The sequence below is a fragment of the Wenzhouxiangella limi genome (genome assembly GCF_010499265.1).
Taxonomy (GTDB): Bacteria; Pseudomonadota; Gammaproteobacteria; order Xanthomonadales; family Wenzhouxiangellaceae; genus Wenzhouxiangella; species Wenzhouxiangella limi.
This window is the reverse complement of record NZ_JAAGSC010000043.1, coordinates 62,152-79,905: the sequence shown is the minus strand read 5'-3', so window position 1 is coordinate 79,905 and position 17,754 is coordinate 62,152. Positions and strand designations below refer to the sequence as shown.

At 65.8% G+C, this 17,754-nt stretch carries 16 protein-coding genes; 9 read left to right on the top strand and 7 right to left on the bottom strand.

What is annotated here, in order from left to right:
* The first annotated feature begins 16 nt into the window (after positions 1 to 16).
* From G3I74_RS12225 to modC, 6 genes are all read left to right on the top strand, one after another.
* Positions 17 to 406: a hypothetical protein gene (locus G3I74_RS12225; protein WP_203594723.1), complete on the top strand. Its 390-nt coding sequence runs from the start codon at positions 17 to 19 to the stop codon at positions 404 to 406.
* 44 nt (positions 407 to 450) lie between these two features.
* Positions 451 to 1,137, top strand: coding sequence for a ParA family protein (locus tag G3I74_RS12220; RefSeq protein ID WP_164211890.1), 687 nt, complete (start codon positions 451 to 453; stop codon positions 1,135 to 1,137).
* Positions 1,138 to 1,256: 119 nt separating this feature from the next.
* Positions 1,257 to 2,075, top strand: coding sequence for a TOBE domain-containing protein (locus tag G3I74_RS12215; RefSeq protein ID WP_338063108.1), 819 nt, complete (start codon positions 1,257 to 1,259; stop codon positions 2,073 to 2,075).
* Between the two features lie 15 nt (positions 2,076 to 2,090).
* Complete coding sequence (gene modA, locus G3I74_RS12210) at positions 2,091 to 2,876, top strand: molybdate ABC transporter substrate-binding protein (protein ID WP_164211889.1); 786 nt, start codon at positions 2,091 to 2,093, stop codon at positions 2,874 to 2,876.
* Positions 2,877 to 2,888: 12 nt separating this feature from the next.
* Positions 2,889 to 3,569, top strand: a complete 681-nt coding sequence (modB, locus tag G3I74_RS12205) for a molybdate ABC transporter permease subunit (protein ID WP_164211888.1) — start codon at positions 2,889 to 2,891, stop codon at positions 3,567 to 3,569.
* Between the two features lie 13 nt (positions 3,570 to 3,582).
* A complete protein-coding gene (modC, locus tag G3I74_RS12200) occupies positions 3,583 to 4,650 on the top strand; it encodes a molybdenum ABC transporter ATP-binding protein (protein WP_164211887.1) in 1,068 nt (355 codons plus the stop codon).
* Here modC and folK read toward each other — a convergent pair.
* Both folK and pcnB read right to left on the bottom strand, forming a co-directional pair.
* Positions 4,628 to 5,143 carry a 2-amino-4-hydroxy-6-hydroxymethyldihydropteridine diphosphokinase gene (folK, locus tag G3I74_RS12195; protein ID WP_164211886.1) on the bottom strand — a complete coding sequence of 172 codons (516 nt, stop codon included), beginning with the start codon at positions 5,141 to 5,143 and terminating at the stop codon, positions 4,628 to 4,630. The genes modC and folK overlap by 23 nt on opposite strands.
* The gene (gene pcnB, locus G3I74_RS12190; protein ID WP_239056895.1) at positions 5,140 to 6,408 is read right to left on the bottom strand and encodes a polynucleotide adenylyltransferase PcnB; all 1,269 of its coding nucleotides are present in this window, start codon (positions 6,406 to 6,408) and stop codon (positions 5,140 to 5,142) included. The genes folK and pcnB overlap by 4 nt, the downstream gene beginning before the upstream one ends.
* A 149-nt stretch (positions 6,409 to 6,557) precedes the next feature.
* Between pcnB and fdxA the strand changes: the two genes are divergently transcribed.
* On the top strand, positions 6,558 to 6,881 hold the full coding sequence (fdxA, locus tag G3I74_RS12185) for a ferredoxin FdxA (protein ID WP_164211885.1): 324 nt from the start codon (positions 6,558 to 6,560) through the stop codon (positions 6,879 to 6,881).
* 18 nt (positions 6,882 to 6,899) lie between these two features.
* On the opposite strand, the gene G3I74_RS12180 is transcribed toward fdxA, so the two are convergent.
* Entirely contained in the window at positions 6,900 to 7,520 is a 621-nt protein-coding gene (locus G3I74_RS12180) for an outer membrane protein assembly factor BamC (RefSeq protein WP_164211884.1), read from the bottom strand.
* A gap of 229 nt (positions 7,521 to 7,749) precedes the next feature.
* On the opposite strand from G3I74_RS12180, the gene G3I74_RS12175 reads away from it, so the two are divergent.
* A complete protein-coding gene (locus G3I74_RS12175) occupies positions 7,750 to 8,214 on the top strand; it encodes a peroxiredoxin (RefSeq protein WP_164211883.1) in 465 nt (154 codons plus the stop codon).
* A 28-nt stretch (positions 8,215 to 8,242) separates the two neighbouring features.
* Entirely contained in the window at positions 8,243 to 9,634 is a 1,392-nt protein-coding gene (locus G3I74_RS12170; RefSeq protein ID WP_164211882.1) for a PhoH family protein, read from the top strand.
* Positions 9,635 to 9,640: 6 nt separating this feature from the next.
* Here the strand turns inward: G3I74_RS12170 and pmbA are convergent, their stop codons facing one another.
* Genes pmbA through rng form a run of 4 tightly spaced genes read right to left on the bottom strand, consistent with a single transcriptional unit; the run spans position 9,641 to position 17,724 of the window.
* Complete coding sequence (gene pmbA, locus G3I74_RS12165) at positions 9,641 to 11,026, bottom strand: metalloprotease PmbA (RefSeq protein WP_338063107.1); 1,386 nt, start codon at positions 11,024 to 11,026, stop codon at positions 9,641 to 9,643.
* Entirely contained in the window at positions 11,023 to 12,453 is a 1,431-nt protein-coding gene (tldD, locus tag G3I74_RS12160; protein WP_164211881.1) for a metalloprotease TldD, read from the bottom strand. Before tldD ends, pmbA begins: the two co-directional genes overlap by 4 nt.
* A 55-nt stretch (positions 12,454 to 12,508) precedes the next feature.
* A complete protein-coding gene (locus tag G3I74_RS12155; RefSeq protein WP_164211880.1) occupies positions 12,509 to 16,255 on the bottom strand; it encodes a YhdP family phospholipid transporter in 3,747 nt (1,248 codons plus the stop codon).
* Positions 16,252 to 17,724 carry a ribonuclease G gene (rng, locus tag G3I74_RS12150; protein WP_164211879.1) on the bottom strand — a complete coding sequence of 491 codons (1,473 nt, stop codon included), beginning with the start codon at positions 17,722 to 17,724 and terminating at the stop codon, positions 16,252 to 16,254. Before rng ends, G3I74_RS12155 begins: the two co-directional genes overlap by 4 nt.
* Between the last annotated feature and the right edge of the window lie 30 nt (positions 17,725 to 17,754).

Below are 17,754 nucleotides of genomic sequence, written 5' to 3'. Positions count from 1 at the left end.
AAGGCCTCTTGGACTCTTGCTGATCGCCTGCCTGTTCCTGGCGGCTTGTGCCGGCGGCTCGGTCAACAACGAGCAAACCGATACGCTGACCGCCTGGGAGAACCTGGTGCGCTGGAGCGAATACGACGCCTTGATCGATTTTGTCCACCCCGAGTATCTGGCGGCTCACCCGGTCACCTCGCTGGACATCGACCGCCTCCACCAGTTCCGGGTGACGGAGTACCGCGTCCGCCAGGTCATGGCCCAGCCGGACGGTCTGGGCCTGGAACGAACGGTCCGCATTCGCCTCTACCATATCCACAGCGCGCGCGAACGCGTGGTGGATCATCGCGAAGTCTGGCGCTACGATGAGGAACTGGAGGCCTGGCTGCTGCACAGCGGCCTGCCCGATCCGCGCCAGCGTTAGCGTTGCCGGGCCTCCAGGACCCGATTGCCGAGGAAAAGACCGACATGAGAACCATCGCCCTGATCAACGCCAAGGGCGGCTGCGGCAAGACCACCATCGCTACCTCGCTGGCCTCGGCGCTGGCCTGGGAAGGCCATAGTGTCGCCCTGGCTGACATGGACCCCCAGCGCTCGTCCGCCGACTGGCTGGCCCAGCGGCCGGAAAGCGCCCCGCCGGTAGCCGGTCTGGTCGACGTCGACAGCCGCCCGCCTGCCGGCACCGACACCTTGATTCTGGATACCCCGGCCGGCCTGGCCGGCAGCGAACTCGACCAGATCATCCGTCGCGCCCAGACCGTTCTCGTGCCGGTCATGCCCTCGCCAGTCGACATGCGCGCCGCCTGGCGTTTTCTCAGTCACCTGCAGGAACTCAAGGCCGTGCGCAGCGGCCAGACCGCCATCGGTCTGGTCGCCAACCGGGTCCGGCCGCAGACCATCATCTACCGGGAACTGACCGGGTTTCTCGACGGCTTCCGGGTGCCGGTCGTCGGGCAGCTGCGCGACACCATGAACTACGTACGCGCCTTCGAAAAAGGCCTGGCGGTGGCCGACCTGCCGCCGTATCTGGCCTGGCAGGACTGGGAAGAATGGGAGACCGTGCTGGCCTGGATTCGCAGCCGCCACTCGCAGGGTCGCGCCGGCAGCTCCGGCGGCCTGCTGGCCGCGGCCATGCAGCGGCTGACCGGCGGTTGACTATCGACCGATTAACGATTGCGTGACGCCTTTTCCAGCCCGGCTTGACGCACGTCAAACGCTCGCCAGGCGCACCGTTATATATTTCTGCATATAACGGAACCCGGCCCCAATTTCGCATGCTGCAAACCGACTTCGATGGACGATTCTGGCTCAACGTCGACGGCCGGGCCTTCGCCGGCAGCGGCCGGATCACGCTGCTCGAGCAGGTTCACGCATCCGGGTCGATCTCGGCGGCCGCGCGCGCCATGGGCATGAGCTACAAGGCGGCCTGGGACGCGATCGACGCCATGAACAACCTCGCCGATCAACCGCTGGTCGTGCGCCAGGCCGGTGGTCAGCGCGGTGGCGGCACCGTCCTGACCGACTACGGACAGCGCGTCATCAGCCATTACCGGGCAGCCCAGCGCGAGCACCGGCGGTTCATGAACCGGCTCGACGCGAAGCTGGCCCAGCTGGGGCTGAAAAACGCGCCGGACGGCTGGAACCTGATGCGGAGATTGGCCATGCGCACATCGGCTAGAAACCAGTTTCAAGGCACGGTCGTCGGCTTCAGCGAGGGCGCGGTCAACGATGTCGTCACCGTCGACATCGGCAACGGCATGGAAATCTCCACCGTGCTCACCCATGAAACCGCGCGGCTGCTGGATCTGCTGCACACCGGGCGCGAAGTGCAGGTTCTGATCAAGGCCTCGTTCGTCATCCTGTGCGAGGAGGCCGGGAACGTGCGCTACAGCGCCCGCAATCGCCTGTGCGGCAGGGTCAGCCGAATCCAGCGCGGCGCCATCAACGCAGAGGTCGTTCTCGAACTGGCCGCCGGGCGCACGCTGACGGCGATCGTGACCACAGACGCCCTGGACGAAGGCTGGCTGCACGAAGGCGCTCGCGCCTGCGCCCTGGTCAAGGCGCCGCACGTCGTTCTTGCCGTACCCGACTGAGTGGAGGACAGCCGAATGCAGCGCCTGCTCGCCGTCTTGCTGTTGCTGCTGGCCACCTCGCCAGCTACAGCCGCCGAACTGCGCGTTGCCGTCGCCGCCAACTTCAACGCCACGCTGGAGCGCCTTGCCGAAGCCTACGGCCCGACTCACGAAGTGGCCTTTTCGATCAGCAGCGGCTCATCGGGCAAGCACTTCGCCCAGATCCGCCAGGGCGCGCCGTTCGACCTGTTTTTCTCTGCCGATGATCGGCGCAGCGCCGATCTGGTCGCCAGCGGGCATGCCGTGGCCGACAGCCGGTTCGTTTATGCCGAAGGGCTCCTGGCGCTGTGGAGCCCGGATCCCGAACGCATCCCCGAAGATGCCGTGGCCTTTCTCAACAAGACCGATGCCCCCCGAATCGCGATCGCGAATCCGCGGGTCGCTCCTTACGGTGCAGCGGCCGAAGCCGTGATGGCAAGCTACGGCATCACGCCCGACCCGGGCCGTCTGGTGACCGGTCAGAGCATCGGCCAGGCCTTCAACTTCGTCACCACGGGCAATACCGAGGTCGGGTTCGTGGCCCTTTCCCAGCTCATCACCCACGAGCGCCAGTACGGCCCAGGCTCGCGCTGGATCCCGGCCGCCGAGAGCTATCCGCCCATCGTCCAGGAAGCCGTGCTCTTGCGCGCCGCCCGAGATCGGCAAGGCGCGCGCGCGTTTCTCGACTGGGTTCGCGAAAGCGAGGCCGCCCGCGCGATCATTCAGTCGGACGGCTACCGCCTGCCGAGCCCGGCAGCCAATCGCGATCATCGCGACCGCTAGGCCACAGACACGATGCTGCCAGACTGGATCGGACCTCAGGATCTCGCCGCGCTGTGGCTGACGCTGAAGCTGGCCGCGGTCACCACGGTCGTCCTCTTGATCCTCGGAACACCGCTGGCGCTTTGGCTGGCGCGCACGCGCTCGCGCTTCAAGCTGGCTGTGGAGTCGGTGGTGGCCCTGCCGCTGGTTTTGCCGCCGACCGTGCTCGGGTTTTACATGCTGATGCTGCTGGGCTCGCAGGGCCCGATCCAGGCCCTGGGGGGACCCGGCCTGGCCTTCACCTTCACCGGCCTGGTGATCGGCTCGGTTTTCTATTCGCTGCCGTTCGTGGTGCAACCCCTTCAGAATGCCTTCGCCAGCATCGGCGCCGGCACCATGGAGGCCGCCGCCTGCCTGCGCGCCGGCCCCTGGGATCGGTTTTTCACGGTCGTGCTGCCGCTGTCGCAGCGCGGCTTCCTGACCGCGATCACGCTGGGTTTCGCGCACACCGTCGGCGAGTTCGGGGTCGTGCTCATGATTGGCGGCAACATCCCTGGCGAGACCCAGGTCATCTCGATCGCCATCTATGATCACGTCGAGGCGGTCGACTATGCCTCCGCCCACGTGCTGTCCGGTCTGCTGCTGGGGCTGTCGTTCCTGATGCTGTTTTCGCTCTACGCCATCAACGGCCGCCTGAAGATGGTTCTGCCGTGAAGCGGAGGCGGCGTTGACGATCCAGCTAAAGTTCGACCTTGTTCGTCCGGACTTCCGGCTGACGGTGGATGTCGAAGTACCGGCCCATGGCGTGACTGCACTGTTCGGGCGCTCGGGCTGCGGCAAGACCACCCTGCTGCGCTGCGTGGCCGGGCTGGAACCGGCAGTCCAAGGTCGGCTGACGGTCAACGGAGCGTGCTGGCAGGACGAGGCGCGGTTCCTTCCCGCGCACCGGCGTCCGGTCGGGTACGTGTTCCAGGAAGGGCAGTTGTTCCCGCACCTGAGCGTGCTCGGCAACCTGATGTACGGCTACCGTCGAATTGCTCAGGACCGCCGGATCGTGCAGCCGCATGATGTCGCCGAGTTGCTCGGGCTGGAAGCGCTGCTGGAGCGCCGGATCACCGAGATTTCGGGCGGACAAAGGCAGCGCGTGGCCATGGGCCGGGCTTTGCTGACCAGCCCCCGCATCCTGCTGATGGACGAGCCGCTCGCGGCCCTGGACGAGATCAGCAAGGCCGAAATCCTGCCTTACTTCGAGCGCCTCCACGAAGACCTTTCCGTGCCGGTCCTCTATGTCAGCCACGCAATCGAGGAGGTGTCGCGGCTGGCCGACCATATGCTGTTCATGGAAGACGGCGTGATCCGCGCCGAGGGGCCCTTGCGCGAGCTGATCACCCGCGCCGACCTGCCGCTGGTGCACGGTGAGCAGGCCTCGGCCGTGCTCATCGGAAATGCGCTAAGCCACCTGGACGACGAACACCTGAGCTGCATCCACCTGCCCGGCGGAATGCTGTACGTACCCCGAATCCGCGAGCCGACCGGCGGCGTGCTACGGGTGCGGGTGCTGGCCAGAGACGTCTCCGTCGCCCGTCAGCCGCCCCTGCCGAGCAGCATCCTCAACTGCGTGGAATGCACGATCAAGGAAATTATCGACGACCCGCACCCGGGTCACTGCCTGCTCAAACTGCAGCTGGGTGACCAGTATCTGCTGTCCCGGATCACCCAGCGCTCGCGACGCCAGCTCGAACTGGCGCTCGGCGATCGGGTCTGGGCTTCGGTCAAGGGCGTGGCGCTGACCTGAGCACGCCCGCAGGCCGGACACCGTCGAGCTCCTCGTCGGGCAGAGACGCCAGCAGTTCCGAGACCTTGCCGCGGTCGGGAACATGCAAGTCGGGCGCGAGGTCGGCCAGTGGCACGAGCACAAAGGCGCGCTGATGCATGCGCGGATGCGGGAGGGTCAGTTCGGCCGAATCCAGCACTCGATCGTCGAACAGCAGCAAGTCCAGGTCGATCTCGCGCGGGCCCCAGCGCGGTCCGGTACGCGCTCGCCCCAGTCCCGACTCCAAGGCCAGCAAATCGCGCAGCAGCTCGATCGGGCCCTGATCGGTCTGCACACAGACGACGGCATTGAGAAACTCCGGCTGATCGGTCAGCCCCCACGGCGCCGTCCAGTAGGCCGGCGACGCCGCCAGCAGGCGCGTGGCCGGCAGCGCCTCCAGCGCGGACAGCGCCATTTCCAGGGTGTTTTTCGGCCGGCCCAGGTTGGCGCCCAGGCCGATCCAGGCCCGGCTCACGTCGATTGGGCAGGTTTCCGGCGACGCGGGCGGCGACGGCGCTTGGCGCCGCCGCCAGGCGCCGACTCGACCATGCTGGCGCGGTCGTCGGTTTCGACGGCCTGCACATCGGTCCACCACTGGGCCAGCTCAGCCAGCTCGGGCTCCTCGTCGACGCGCAGCAGCAGGAAATCATAGGCCGCCCGAAAACGCCGTTCGTTGATCAGGCGCAGCGCGCGCTTGCCGCGGCGCTTGCGAAAGCGCGGCTGCATGCACCAGATTTCCTTGGCGATGGTCGAAAACCGCCGGTGCAGTGCGACCTTTCTGGCCTGGGCCACGATGGCCTCCTCCCCGGCAGCGGCCAGCGCGTCGACCGGCGGCACCCCATCTTCGACCATCGCTTCTGCGGCGGCACGTACACGCTGCCACAAAAACGCGGCAAACAAAAATCCCGGGGTGACGGGCAGGCCCTCTGCCACCCGGCGATCCGTGCTCTTGAGGGCATTTTCGACCAGTTTCGGCGGGCTGGCGGGATCCTCGAACAGGCCCGGGAACAACTGCGGCCACAGCGCCTGGCGAACCAGGGCCTGGTAGGTCGGCCAGGCCTTGCCGGACATGAACAGTTTCAAAATCTCGTCGAACAGGCGCGCCGGCGGGATGCCGTCGAGCAGCGGCGCCATCGACACGATTGGTCCGGCGGTATCCGGCTCCATGTTCAGATCCAGCTTGACCATGAAACGGATTGCGCGCAGCAGGCGCACCGGGTCTTCACGGTAGCGGGTCACCGGATCGCCGATCAGGCGCAGGCGGCGCTCGAGCACATCGACGTAGCCACCCACGTGGTCGCGGATGGTCTCCGTAGCCGGGTCATACATCAGCGCATTGATGGTGAAATCACGCCGAATCGCGTCTTCTTCCTCGCTGCCGAATACGTTATCCCGGGTCAGACGGCCTTTCTCGACCACCCGGTCGGCATCGCCCACATCACTATCGCCCGGGCCGCGAAAGGTGGCCACTTCGATGATCTCGCGACCGAAGCGCACGTGGGCCAGGCGAAAGCGCCGACCGATCAGGCGGGCGTTGCGGAACAGTTCGCGGATTTCTTCCGGCGTGGCACTGGTCGCCACGTCGAAATCCTTCGGTTGAGCGCCCAGCAGGAGGTCTCGAATGCAACCACCCACGAGATAGGCCTTAAACCCGGCGTCCTGCAGGCGCTCGATGACTTTCAGGGCATTGGCGCTGACATGCCGCGGCTGGATGCCGTGTTCGGCGCGCTCGATTGTCATCAGGCCGGGCATTGAGCCGGGTAGCGTAGCGGGGCGGGTATTCAAGAGAGTGTTTTGATAAACTTTTAAGTCTGCCAGTTTATCATCTTCGGGCCATTTCAATCCGGGCCCGGCAACGGAATCCTGAATCCAGCGGAATTCTCATCGTCATGACATTCGTCGTTACCGAAAACTGCATCAAGTGCAAATACACCGACTGCGTCGAGGTTTGCCCTGTCGACTGCTTCCACGAAGGGCCGAACTTCCTCGTGATCGATCCTGAAGAGTGCATCGATTGCACCCTGTGCGAGCCCGAATGTCCGGTCGAAGCGATCTACCCGGAAGATGATTTGCCGGCCGACCAGCAGGAATTTCTCGAGCTCAACGCCGAGTTATCGCTGCAGTGGCCGGTCATCACCGAAATGAAAGCCGCCCCGGACGATGCCAAGCAGTGGGAAGACGTTCCCGACAAGCGCAAACTGCTGGAGCGCTGAAAGCGCCGATTTCGATCCTCAGCCCAGGCGCTCGCGCAGAATCGATAACACGTATTCGGCGCGAGCCATGTCGACCAGCTCGCCGTTTTCATCGAGCAGGTTGACCCGCGTGGAGGCCTCGCCGACCGGTTGCAGCTCGACGACAAAACGCCCGCTGTGATCGATGCGCTCACGGCTTTGCCAGAACGCCAGACGGGCAAAGCCTGTGCGATCGATCACGATTGGATCGTGCTGGAACCGGAACGCATACTCCCGGTCGTCGGCATCGGCCTGCTCGAGCTCCATGTCACCGCGGTTCAGAGTAAAGCCCAGCCGCCGCCAGACACTGTCCAATTCGTCCTCGACCTCAAGGTAGAGACCGCGCTCGCCGAAGCGGATGTGAGATCGCGAAGCTTCGGCCTCGGCGCTCGACAGAACGCGCGGCGGTCGATCCTCGCTCTGACCGGCCATTTGCGGCAAATAGACCCCGGCGACCCGGTAAGTGCCCCGGACCGGCGGCTCGTCCAGTTCAGGCGGTGTGCGAATCGGATCGACTTCCGCGCTGTCTAGATAAATCGGATCGCTATCACCAACGGCACATGCGGTCAGCAACACGGCGCCCGCGATCGGCAGCAAAATCTTCTCGATGGCTCGATTCAAATCCCAGGCTCCAAGTACACCGGTCGATGGTGTGTTGTTCAAAGGCCGTATTCTACCGGTAGCGCTTTGCGCTGGATGCTAAAAAGAACTTAAGTTCCGAGCGGGATCTGAGTCGAGCCGGACGCGCTTGCGGACAGATGGACAGGCCACTATGCTGCAGATCGAACCGATCGCTCGCTGACAACGTCCCTGCTACGATCGCTGCTGGTTTTCTCACGAATGGACCCCAATGACCGATTCCTACCGCGACTTGAATTCCCCCGCCCTGCCGGCCACCCCCGAGGGTGAACTCAGCCTCACCGAGCTGCGCGGAAAACCGGTGGTCATCTATTTCTATCCGCGCGACAACACGCCCGGCTGTACCCGCGAAGGCGAGGCCTTTCGCGACCACTACCAGGATTTCCGCAAGCACGACTGCCAGATCGTTGGCGTGTCGCGCGACACGCTGGCCAGCCATCAAAAGTTCAGCGCCAAGTTCGATTTTCCGTTCCCGCTGATCGCCGACACCGACGAGACGCTGTGCCGTCAGTTCGACGTCATCAAGGAAAAGAACATGTACGGCAAGAAAGTCATGGGGATCGAGCGCAGCAGCTTCCTGTTCGACGCCGACGGGAAGCTGGTCACCGAATGGCGAAAGGTCAAGGTGCCAGGCCACGTCGAGGCCGTGCTGGCGGAAGTGCAAAAGCTGGGCTGACCCTTTTTAAGATGGAGCTGCAACGACCATGAGCGAATGTCGGCGTCTGTACCTGCTCGACACCAATGTCCTGATGCACGATCCGACCGCCCTGTTCCGGTTCGCCGAACACGACGTGTTTTTGCCGATGATCGTGCTCGAGGAACTGGACCGGGCCAAGAAGGGCTTGTCCGAGGTCGCCAGAAACGTCCGCCAGGCCAGTCGTTTTATCGGCCACCTCATGGGGGAAGGCGCCGACCTTGAACAGGGCCTCGCCCTGACCGAGCCGGACGGGCTGAAGCTCAAGGTCGGCACGGGCCGACTGTTCTTCCAGACCGACCAGCTCGGCAGCGTCGACGAGCTGGTCGGTGACCAGTCGGTGGCCGACAACAAGATTCTTCTGGCCGCGCTGAGTCTGACCCGCAGGCACCCGGAAAAGCAGGTTGTGCTGGTCTCCAAGGACATTAACCTGCGCATCAAGGCCGCCATCCACGGCCTGCTGGCCGAGGACTATCACAACGATCGCGCGCTCGATGACCTGAGTCTGCTGTATACCGGCATGCGCGAGCTCGACCACAGTTTCTGGGATCTTCACCAACCCGAACATTCCTGGACCGAGGACGGTCGCACCTTCTACCGCATCCGGCGCGGTGACGAGGAGGACTGGCACCCCAACCAGTGCCTGCGCCTGGCCGGCGACAGCGGTATCGAGGCGCTGGTTCGTCGGGTCGAGGAACACCAGGTCATCCTGGAAGTAGCGCGCGATTACCGCCGCAGTCAGCACGATGTCTGGGGCATCCGGGCACGCAACCCCGAGCAGAACTTCGCCCTCAACCTGCTGATGGATCCGCAAATCGATTTCGTCACCCTGCTTGGCACTGCCGGCACCGGCAAAACCCTGCTGGCCCTGGCCGCTGGACTGGCCCAGACGCTGGACGACAAGCACTATCGCGAGATCATCATGACCCGGGCGACGGTTTCGGTCGGTGATGAAATCGGCTACCTGCCCGGTACCGAAGAAGAAAAGATGACGCCGTGGATGGGCGCGCTGACCGACAACCTGGAGGTGCTGACCGAGGCCGACGGCCACGGCGGTGAATGGGGCCGGGCCGCGACCAACGACCTGCTGGCCTCACGCATCAAGATCCGCTCGCTGAACTTCATGCGCGGACGGACCTTCCTCAACCGCTATCTGATCATCGACGAGGCCCAGAACATCACCCCCAAGCAGATGAAGACCCTGGTCACCCGCGCCGGTCCCGGAACCAAAATCATCTGCCTGGGCAACGTCGAGCAGATCGACACGCCCTACCTGACCGAGACCACATCCGGGCTGACATTTGCCGTCGACCGGTTCAAGCACTGGCCGCACGCCGGACACGTCACGCTCCGGCGCGGTGAGCGCTCGCGCCTGGCCGATTTCGCGTCCGAGGCTCTGTAAGAACCCTCAGGCGTCCTGCCCGGCGACGGTCATTTCATCGACCAGCAGCGACGGCACCTGGATACTCCGGCGCTCGTCGTGATCGATTCCGGCCGCGCGCAGGCCGGTCAGCATCTCGCGCAGGTGGCCGGCAATGGTGATTTCCTCGACCGGCCAGGCGATCTCGCCGTTTTCGACCCAGAAACCGGCCGCGCCGCGCGAGTAGTCGCCGGTGACCAGGTTGACCCCCTGGCCCATGACCTCGGTCACGATCAGACCGCGCCCCAATTCGGCCACCAGATCATCGTATGAGTGCCCGCCGCCGGAAAAGCGCAGGTTGCGCACGCCCCCGGCGTTGGCCGTGGTGGTCAGGCCCAGACGACGGGCCGAATAGCTGCCGAGCACGTAGCGCTCGAGGATGCCCTGAGCGACCAGCGCCGAGTCCTTCGTGGCCACACCGTCGCCGTCGAAAGCCGATGACGCCGGCCCGCCCGGAAGACGGGGCGACTCGATCAGCGACGCCCATTCGGGCAGCACCCGTGAGCCCAGCGAATCGAGCAGAAAGCTGGCGCGGCGATAAAGCTGACCGCCGGAAACCGCGCCCACCAGGTGCCCGATCAAGCCGCGCGCCACCTCGGGCACGAACAGCACCGGAAAGCGTCCGGTCGGCATGCGCCGCACGCCCAGGCGGGCCGCCGTCCGGCGCGCGGCCTCGCGCCCGGTCGTAGCCGGATCGGCCAGCTGGTCGAAGCGCCGACGGGCGTCCCAGTCGTAGTCACGCTGCATCCCGGAATCGTCGGCGGCGATCAGGATGCAGTGCTGCGAGTAGCGGGTTCCGCGCTGGCTGCCAAGAAAGCCATGGCTGTTGGCGTACACGCTCAGTGCGGCCTCGGCCGACACGCTGGCACCCTCGGAGTTGGAAATCCGCTTATCACCCCCGCGGCCTGCCTGCTCGATCTCCTGGGCCCGCCGGATGAGCGTGTCCATGCTGACATCCAGGGGATGCCAGAGATCCAGGTCCGGCAGCGAAGTGGCCATGAGTTCGGCCTCGGCCAGGCCGGAGGCCGGATCAAGCTGGGTATGGCGCGCGATCGCAAGCGCGCGGTCCACGGTCTGGTCAAGAATCTCCGGGCGCAGATCACCGGTGCTGGCAGAGCCCGAGCAGCCGTCGCGGTACACGGTTACCCGCACGCCGCGATCGCGCGCCTCTTCAAGCACCTCGACCTCACCGAGCCGCACGCCGGCTTCGCGGTTGAGACCGGAACTGACCCCGACCTCGGCCTGGTCGGCGCCCCGCCGGGCGGCGCGATCCAGCATTCGGCGGGCAATGCCGGTCAACAGCTCATTTTCTCGCTCAGGATCGTCCAGCAGCCCGGTCACGCCACCTTCGGCGAGCAGGTCAACGCGGCTCACGAAGTGCCCCCCACCGTCAGGCCGTCGACCCGCAGGGTGGGCTGACCAACGCCGACCGGCAGACTCTGGCCCTCCTTGCCGCACACGCCGACCCCGGTGTCCAGCGCCAGGTCGTTGCCGACCATGCCGACCCGGGTCAGAACGTCGGGGCCATTGCCGATCAGGGTCGCGCCCTTGATCGCCGGGCCGACCTTGCCGTTGCGGATGCGGTAGGCCTCGGAAGCGGCAAAAACGAACTTGCCCGAAGTGATGTCGACCTGGCCACCGTTGAAGTTGACCGCGTAGATACCGTCGTCGACCGAAGCGATGATCTCGCCCGGATCGTGCTGCCCGGGCAGCATGTAGGTATTGGTCATGCGCGGCATCGGCAGGTGGGCAAAGGATTCGCGGCGACCATTGCCGGTGGATTCAACGCCCATCAACCGGGCATTGAGCTTGTCTTGCATGTAGCCGACCAGTCGGCCCTTCTCGATCAGCGTGGTGCAGCCGCTGGGCGTGCCTTCATCATCGATGCTCAGCGAACCGCGCCGGCTGTCCAGGGTGCCGTCATCGACCACCGTGCATTCCGATGTCGCCACCTGTTCGCCCATGCGGCCGCTGAAGGCCGAGATGCCCTTGCGGTTGAAATCACCCTCCAGACCATGGCCGACCGCCTCGTGCAGCAGCACGCCCGGCCAGCCGGCACCCAGCACCACCGTCATGTGGCCGGCCGGGGCCGGTTCGGCGCCCAGGTTGATCGTGGCCTGCCGCACCGCTTCGCGGGCGTATTCCTGCCAAACTTCGGGATCGGTCAGATCCGCCAGACCGTAGCGCCCGCCGCCGCCGCTGAAGCCCTGCTCGCGCCGGTCGCCCTGTTCCATCAGCACCCGGATATCAAGCCGCACCAGCGGGCGCTGGTCGCCGGCCAGCGTGCCGTCGGTGGCGGCCACCACGATCTGGTCCTGGCTGGCCGACAGCGAGACCGTCGCCTGGCTGACGCGGCTGTCGAGTGAGCGCACATAGGCATCAATGGTGCGCAGCAGTTCGACCCGCTCGGCCGAGTTGCCTTCGGCGGTCGGATCGGCTGCCAGGTAGCGGGCCGGACCGTTCTGGACCCTGATCGCCCGGACCCGACCGTCGCCGGCCTTCCGGCTGATCGCGCGGGCGCTGTCGGCGGCATCCAGCAGCGCCGGCAGGGCCAGGCTGTCGGCGTAGGCAAAGCCGGTACCGGTGCCGGCGACGGCGCGCACGCCCACTCCCTGGTCCACGTCCCAGCTGCCGTTCTTGACGCTGCCGTCCTCGAGCACCCAGCCCTCACGGACCCGGCGCTGGAAATACAGCTCACCGAAGTCGATGCCGCGCGCCAGCAAACGCCCCAGCGCCAGATCGATTTCGGAATGGCCGAGCCCGGCCGGTGCGAGGAGCTGATCGCGGACTTGTTCGTACATGAACGTTTCCAAGTGGAAGGTGGACCCGACTATATCCGGTCGCCGGGCTGGGGATTCAATCCTGAGCGGCGGATGGATCGGTTTGGTCGTGTTCGATGACCCGGGCATCGACCAGTTCGATCTGGGGCGAATCCCAGGAACCGGTGATGCGGTAGCGGACCTCGGCAACATCTCGCAGCGGGCCGTCGAACAACTGGCGCAGGACCAGGCCGGCGGCAGCGCCGACCGGCCCGCCGGCCAGCCCGCCGATCACCGGCAGCGATGCACCCAGGCCCGGCTCGACGCGCAGGGTCTGATCGTACTCGCGCGCAACCATGTCAGTCTGACCGATGATGGTCATCACCGCGGCGGTGGAGCGAAGCACGAGGCCGTCCGTCCGGGCTTTCCCGCCGGCCAGATCGAAGGATCCCTCAATCTCATCGAAGCGCATCCCGGGGCTGAACACGTCGCGAAAATCCAGCATCAGGCGCCGCGGAATGGCGTTGAAACTGACCAGGCCCAGCAGACGGCCGGCACCGGGGCGGGCTTCCGGAATCTGCCCGTCGTCGATCCACAACGCCAAGCTTCCGAGCAGCCGGCTCATGGAGAAATCACTGGGCGCGCCCGGCCACCGCACATCCAGATCGACCTGGGCCCGGCTGGCCTGAATGCCGGGATCGTAGCCGGCGGCAGTCAACAGCGCGCTGAGGCTCGGGGTACTGATCCGGCCCGCGAACTGCGAGTCTGGACCGGCACCGGTATCCAGCCAGCGCCCGGTTCCCTGCAGCCGCAGGTCCGGCCCGCTGATATCCAGCAGTTCCACTTCAAGCCCATCCGCGACCGGGTGGGCTTCGAGACGCAGGCGGCCGAGCTCAAGATCTCCCCGACGCAACTCCTCGACCACCACCGAAAACGGTGGCAGGCCCACCGGGCTGAAGCGGCTGGTCTGCCCGGCCGGCAACTGCGCCTCCCAGTTCCGCGCAAGCCTCTGATCAACGCCCGGCGGCAGGTGCATCCAAGCCAGGTCGGCGACGATGGCCCGACCGGCCGCCGCTCGAATCGGCACGCTCAGGGTGCCAGCCAGCTCGGGACTTTCCATCGCCATGGTCAGGAGGTCGTCCGCCCGGCTCATCGACAGCCGCGCTGGCCCTGTCCTGATGCCGGCCAGACCGACCCGTTCAGCCGCCAGGTCGACCTCCAGCCGCGACGGCCCGACCAGTCGCGCGCCTTCTGCCGGGACTTCCAGCAAGGCGAACCAGTCATCCAGCGCCAGCGCATCGACCTGCCCCGACACCGTCAGTCCGGGCGGCGCGGGCAGCGTTGCAGTCTGTCCTCCAAACGCCAGCGCCGTCGACCAGTGGTTCTCGCCCACGGCCACCTGACCCGAGACGAGATCATCCAGCCGGAAGCCCAGATCAAGCGCATCACCCGCGACCATCAGTTCGGCCTCGAGCGGCCAGGCGACCGACGCCGGTTTGGCAAAGGGCGCAGGCCAGTCCAGGGCGAGACCGTCCAGGTCGCCGGCGAGGGTCATCCGGAGACCTCCACCGTCATTGCCCTCGAGCCGGTATCGCCAATCGCTTGCCCCCGTCATGCGTTGTGCAAGGGCGCCCGGCAAACCGGTTCGCGGCATCAGACCGGCAGGATTGAGCGAGCCCGACAGCGCCAGCCAGGCCGGCGCCTCGAAACCGGCCGACAAGTTCAGTTCCTGCCGCTGCCCGGCCAGCTCGGCCTCGAGCCGGACCGGATCGATCCCGGCCTGGTCGAAGTCGATGGCTGCCGCGATCGAGTCCAGCCGAGCGTCGATCACGGGCAGCTCCAGGTTGGCATCGTCCAGTCGGGCCGAGCCGGCGATCGTCCAGTCACGCATGCGCCGGAAAGGCAAGTTGAGCGCCACCTCCAGATCCATCGGTCCGGACCAGCGCATGGGCTCAAGCACGGCCTGCCAGCCGGTGACAGGAATCTCGGACAGCGTCGTCGCAAGATCACCGGCATCGGTCTGGTTCGAGGTCAGTTGCAGACTCAGTTCAGGTGCCACCAGATCGGCAATCTGGACCTCGCGGGCTGCCACATCAATCTCTCCCAGGCGGCCCTGCTCGACCCGCCCCGACAAGCGCCTGCCAACAAAGTCGACCTGCCCGCCCAGCTTGCGCGCATTTGGCCAGTCAGGCCAGTAATCGAGATCAACATCGCGAAAGTCGATATGCGCCTGGTAAGAGCCCGGGTGCAAAGCGCGCGTGCGGGTACCGGCGCGCAAATGCAGGTTGACGTGACCGTGGGCATCTCCGACCCCGACCAGCGCCTGGTCCAGCCAGCGCATGGCCGGTGGCGGGATGATGCGGTGGGGCAGATAGGGGCGCGGGTCCACGGGACCGACGCGATCGGCGCGGATGAACAGGTCCAGAAACGGTCGTGGCTGCTCGAGGTAGATCCAGCCGTCGGCCGATGCAGCCGCGACCGCGCTGTCGAGGCTCAGACCGCGCAGTTCGACGCTGTCGCGACCCAGCACGACGCGTCCGGCAATATCGTCGAGCGCAACCTCGCCGCGGAGAAGATGGGGCCAGCGGATGACCGGCTGTCCGGAAGGTGCGACGACCAGCCGATCACCGAGCCGATCGAAGCGCAGGTCGACCGAATCGACACTGGGAAACGGATCCGGAAGGGCAAACGACAGCTGATCAATCCGTCCCTGTGCCGCATGCAGGCTCCATGGACTATCCAGACCCAAGATCAGATCATGAACTCGACCGTCCACGGCTTCAGGCCAGCCATCGAGGAACCCGAGCCAGGGATCCAGAACCTCGTACAGCCCGCCCAGATCCAGCGCATCGGCCGCCAGCGCCCAACGGCGCTGATCGCGAGCCAGCGCCAACCCTTCGGCAACCGGCTCGCCGGACCGCGTCAGGCGATCGATTTGCGCCTGCAGAACCTGACCGTTTCGCACCACCATCGCCTGACCGGCGAGCGGGGCCGCATCTTCGCCAGGACGCAGGTCGAAGTCCAGGTCCACCCGGAGTTCATCGTCGGCCGCCGACCAGTGCAGCCAGCTCTCCAGATCCACGCGGACCGACGCCAGCTCCGATCCGGCATCGATCCCCGGCAACCAGTCAGCCAGGGCCAGACCCTCAATGCCCAGCCAGCCATCGGCCGCCCGCCACTGGCCGTCCGGATGGTGCAGCCGCAACCGGATGCCATCGCGCCGACTCCGATCCGGACCGGCCTGCAAACTGCCGTAGAGCAGAGTCTGCTCCCCGTCGCGTCGAATCCCCCCCTCGGGTACGAGCAGCGCAAACTCCGGCCCGATCCGGGGCCTGGCACGAAGCCGGGCATCGCGGAGGAGAACGTCCAGGCCGGGCAGGCCGGGCTCGCTCATTCCGCCGCGCATCATCACGCCGGTGGCAAGCTCAAGCCCCCATTGCCCGTCTGCGTCCTGCGCGAAAAGCACCTCCGGTCCCAGCACCACCAGACGCATCAGGTTGGCCCCGGGATCGAACAGGTTGGGCAGATGGAATTCCAGCCGCGCAGCGTCGATCCCCAGGCCCTGTGCCTGGTCGGCGCCGACCTGCAAACCGATTAGCGTCAGGCTGGGCGTCAGTCGCGGCCACTGGGCCTGCACCTGCTCCAGCTCTACGGTCTGGCCGAAGCGCTCACTCAACTGTCGCTCCAGCCACGGCCGCAGCTGATCGGCATGGGGAAGCAGGGTCCGGCCGATGCCGACCAGCACCGCCGTCGCAATGATGATGACGGCCAGCGTGGTCAGCCCCAGGGCGCGAAGGCGTCTTGCCAGGCGCGCAAGGCGAGATGGCGACGAGCTTTCAGTCAAAGCAAAACGACGTCGAACTGTTCCTGGCCGTACTGTTCTTCAGGCTGAAAACAGATGGTGGTGCGCAGCTGCTCGGTCAACTCGGCGATGGTGCGGTGCTGGTCTTCCATGATCCGCTCCACCACCGACGGGCTGGCCATGACGCGCAGCTCACCAGTCTCGAACTGGCGCACCGCCCGGAGAATCTCGCGGAAAATTTCCGAGCAAACGGTGTCAACGCTCTTGACCCGGCCCAATCCCCCGCAGGCTGGACAAGGCTGGCACAGACGGTGTTCGAGACTTTCTGTGGTGCGCTTTCGGGTCATTTCCACCAGACCGAGCGCGGAGATCTCGGAAACGGAAGTGCGCGCATGATCGCGCTCCAACGCCCGCTGCAGGGTGCGCAGAACCTGCCGCCGGTGGTCATCTTCTTCCATGTCGATGAAGTCGATGATGATGATGCCGCCGAGGTTGCGCAAACGCAGCTGCCGAGCGATCGCCTGGGCCGCCTCGAGGTTAGTCTTGTAGATTGTGTCTTCGAGGTTGCGGAAGCCGACATAGCCGCCCGTGTTGACGTCGACGGTCGTCATTGCCTCGGTCTGGTCGATGGTCAGGTGGCCACCCGATTTCAGCGGCACGGTGCGGCTCAAGGCACGCTCGATCTCGTCTTCGACGCCGTACAGATCGAACAGCGGCCCCTCCCCCTCGTACAGTTCGATTCGATCGACCCAGTCGGGGAAGAACTCGCCGGCAAACGTCTGCGCCTCGCGCACGCTGGCGGCAACGTCGATGCGCACCTTCTCCACGCCGGCATGCATCAGATCGCGCAGCGACCGAAACGGCAGGGAAAGATCCTCGTAAACGCACTGGCCGGCTTCGGCGCCCTGCATGCCGGCGTCGATCCGCTTCCACAGCCGGCGCAGATACTCCAGGTCGCGCGCCAAAGACCCCTCGTCGACGTCTTCGGCGTTGGTCCGCAGGATGAAGCCGGCTTTGCTGTCCTCGCCGACCAGCTTGCGAACGAGCCCGCGCAGACGCTCGCGCTCGGCCTCGGCCTCGATGCGCACCGACACGCCAATATTGTCCACCCCCGGCAGCAGGACGAGGTAGCGCGAGGGAATGCTTAACTGGGTGGTCAGCCGGGCGCCCTTGCTGCCCAGCGGATCCTTGATGACCTGGACCAGCACGTTCTCGCCCTGGCGAATCAGGTCTGTAATCGGCGGGATCTCCACGGGCTCACCGGCTTCGGTCAGCTCGGGCTGGCGCGGCATGATGTCGTTGGCGTGCAGAAACGCGGTGCGTTCCAGACCGATATTGACGAAAGCCGCCTGCATGCCGGGCAACACCCGCTCGATTCGACCCATGTAGATGTTGCCGACGTAGCCGCCGTCGCCGCAACGCTCCAGGTAGAGCTCCTGGAGCAGGCCATTTTCCACCACCGCGACCCGGCTTTCGGTCGGGGTAACGTTGATCAGGATTTCATCGCTCACTGGCTTGTTCGGCGGCCGCTGTCCAACCGC

What these genes read in the sequence shown, in the direction of transcription:
- G3I74_RS12220 (WP_164211890.1), top strand. Translation starts at nt 451, where the DNA reads ATGAGAACCATCGCCCTGATCAACGCCAAGGGCGGCTGCGGCAAGACC.
- fdxA (WP_164211885.1), top strand. Translation starts at nt 6,558, where the DNA reads ATGACATTCGTCGTTACCGAAAACTGCATCAAGTGCAAATACACCGAC.
- G3I74_RS12170 (WP_164211882.1), top strand. Translation starts at nt 8,243, where the DNA reads ATGAGCGAATGTCGGCGTCTGTACCTGCTCGACACCAATGTCCTGATG.
- modA (WP_164211889.1), top strand. Translation starts at nt 2,091, where the DNA reads ATGCAGCGCCTGCTCGCCGTCTTGCTGTTGCTGCTGGCCACCTCGCCA.
- tldD (WP_164211881.1), bottom strand. Translation starts at nt 12,453, where the DNA reads ATGTACGAACAAGTCCGCGATCAGCTCCTCGCACCGGCCGGGCTCGGC.
- G3I74_RS12215 (WP_338063108.1), top strand. Translation starts at nt 1,257, where the DNA reads ATGCTGCAAACCGACTTCGATGGACGATTCTGGCTCAACGTCGACGGC.
- pcnB (WP_239056895.1), bottom strand. Translation starts at nt 6,408, where the DNA reads ATGACAATCGAGCGCGCCGAACACGGCATCCAGCCGCGGCATGTCAGC.
- G3I74_RS12175 (WP_164211883.1), top strand. Translation starts at nt 7,750, where the DNA reads ATGACCGATTCCTACCGCGACTTGAATTCCCCCGCCCTGCCGGCCACC.
- modB (WP_164211888.1), top strand. Translation starts at nt 2,889, where the DNA reads ATGCTGCCAGACTGGATCGGACCTCAGGATCTCGCCGCGCTGTGGCTG.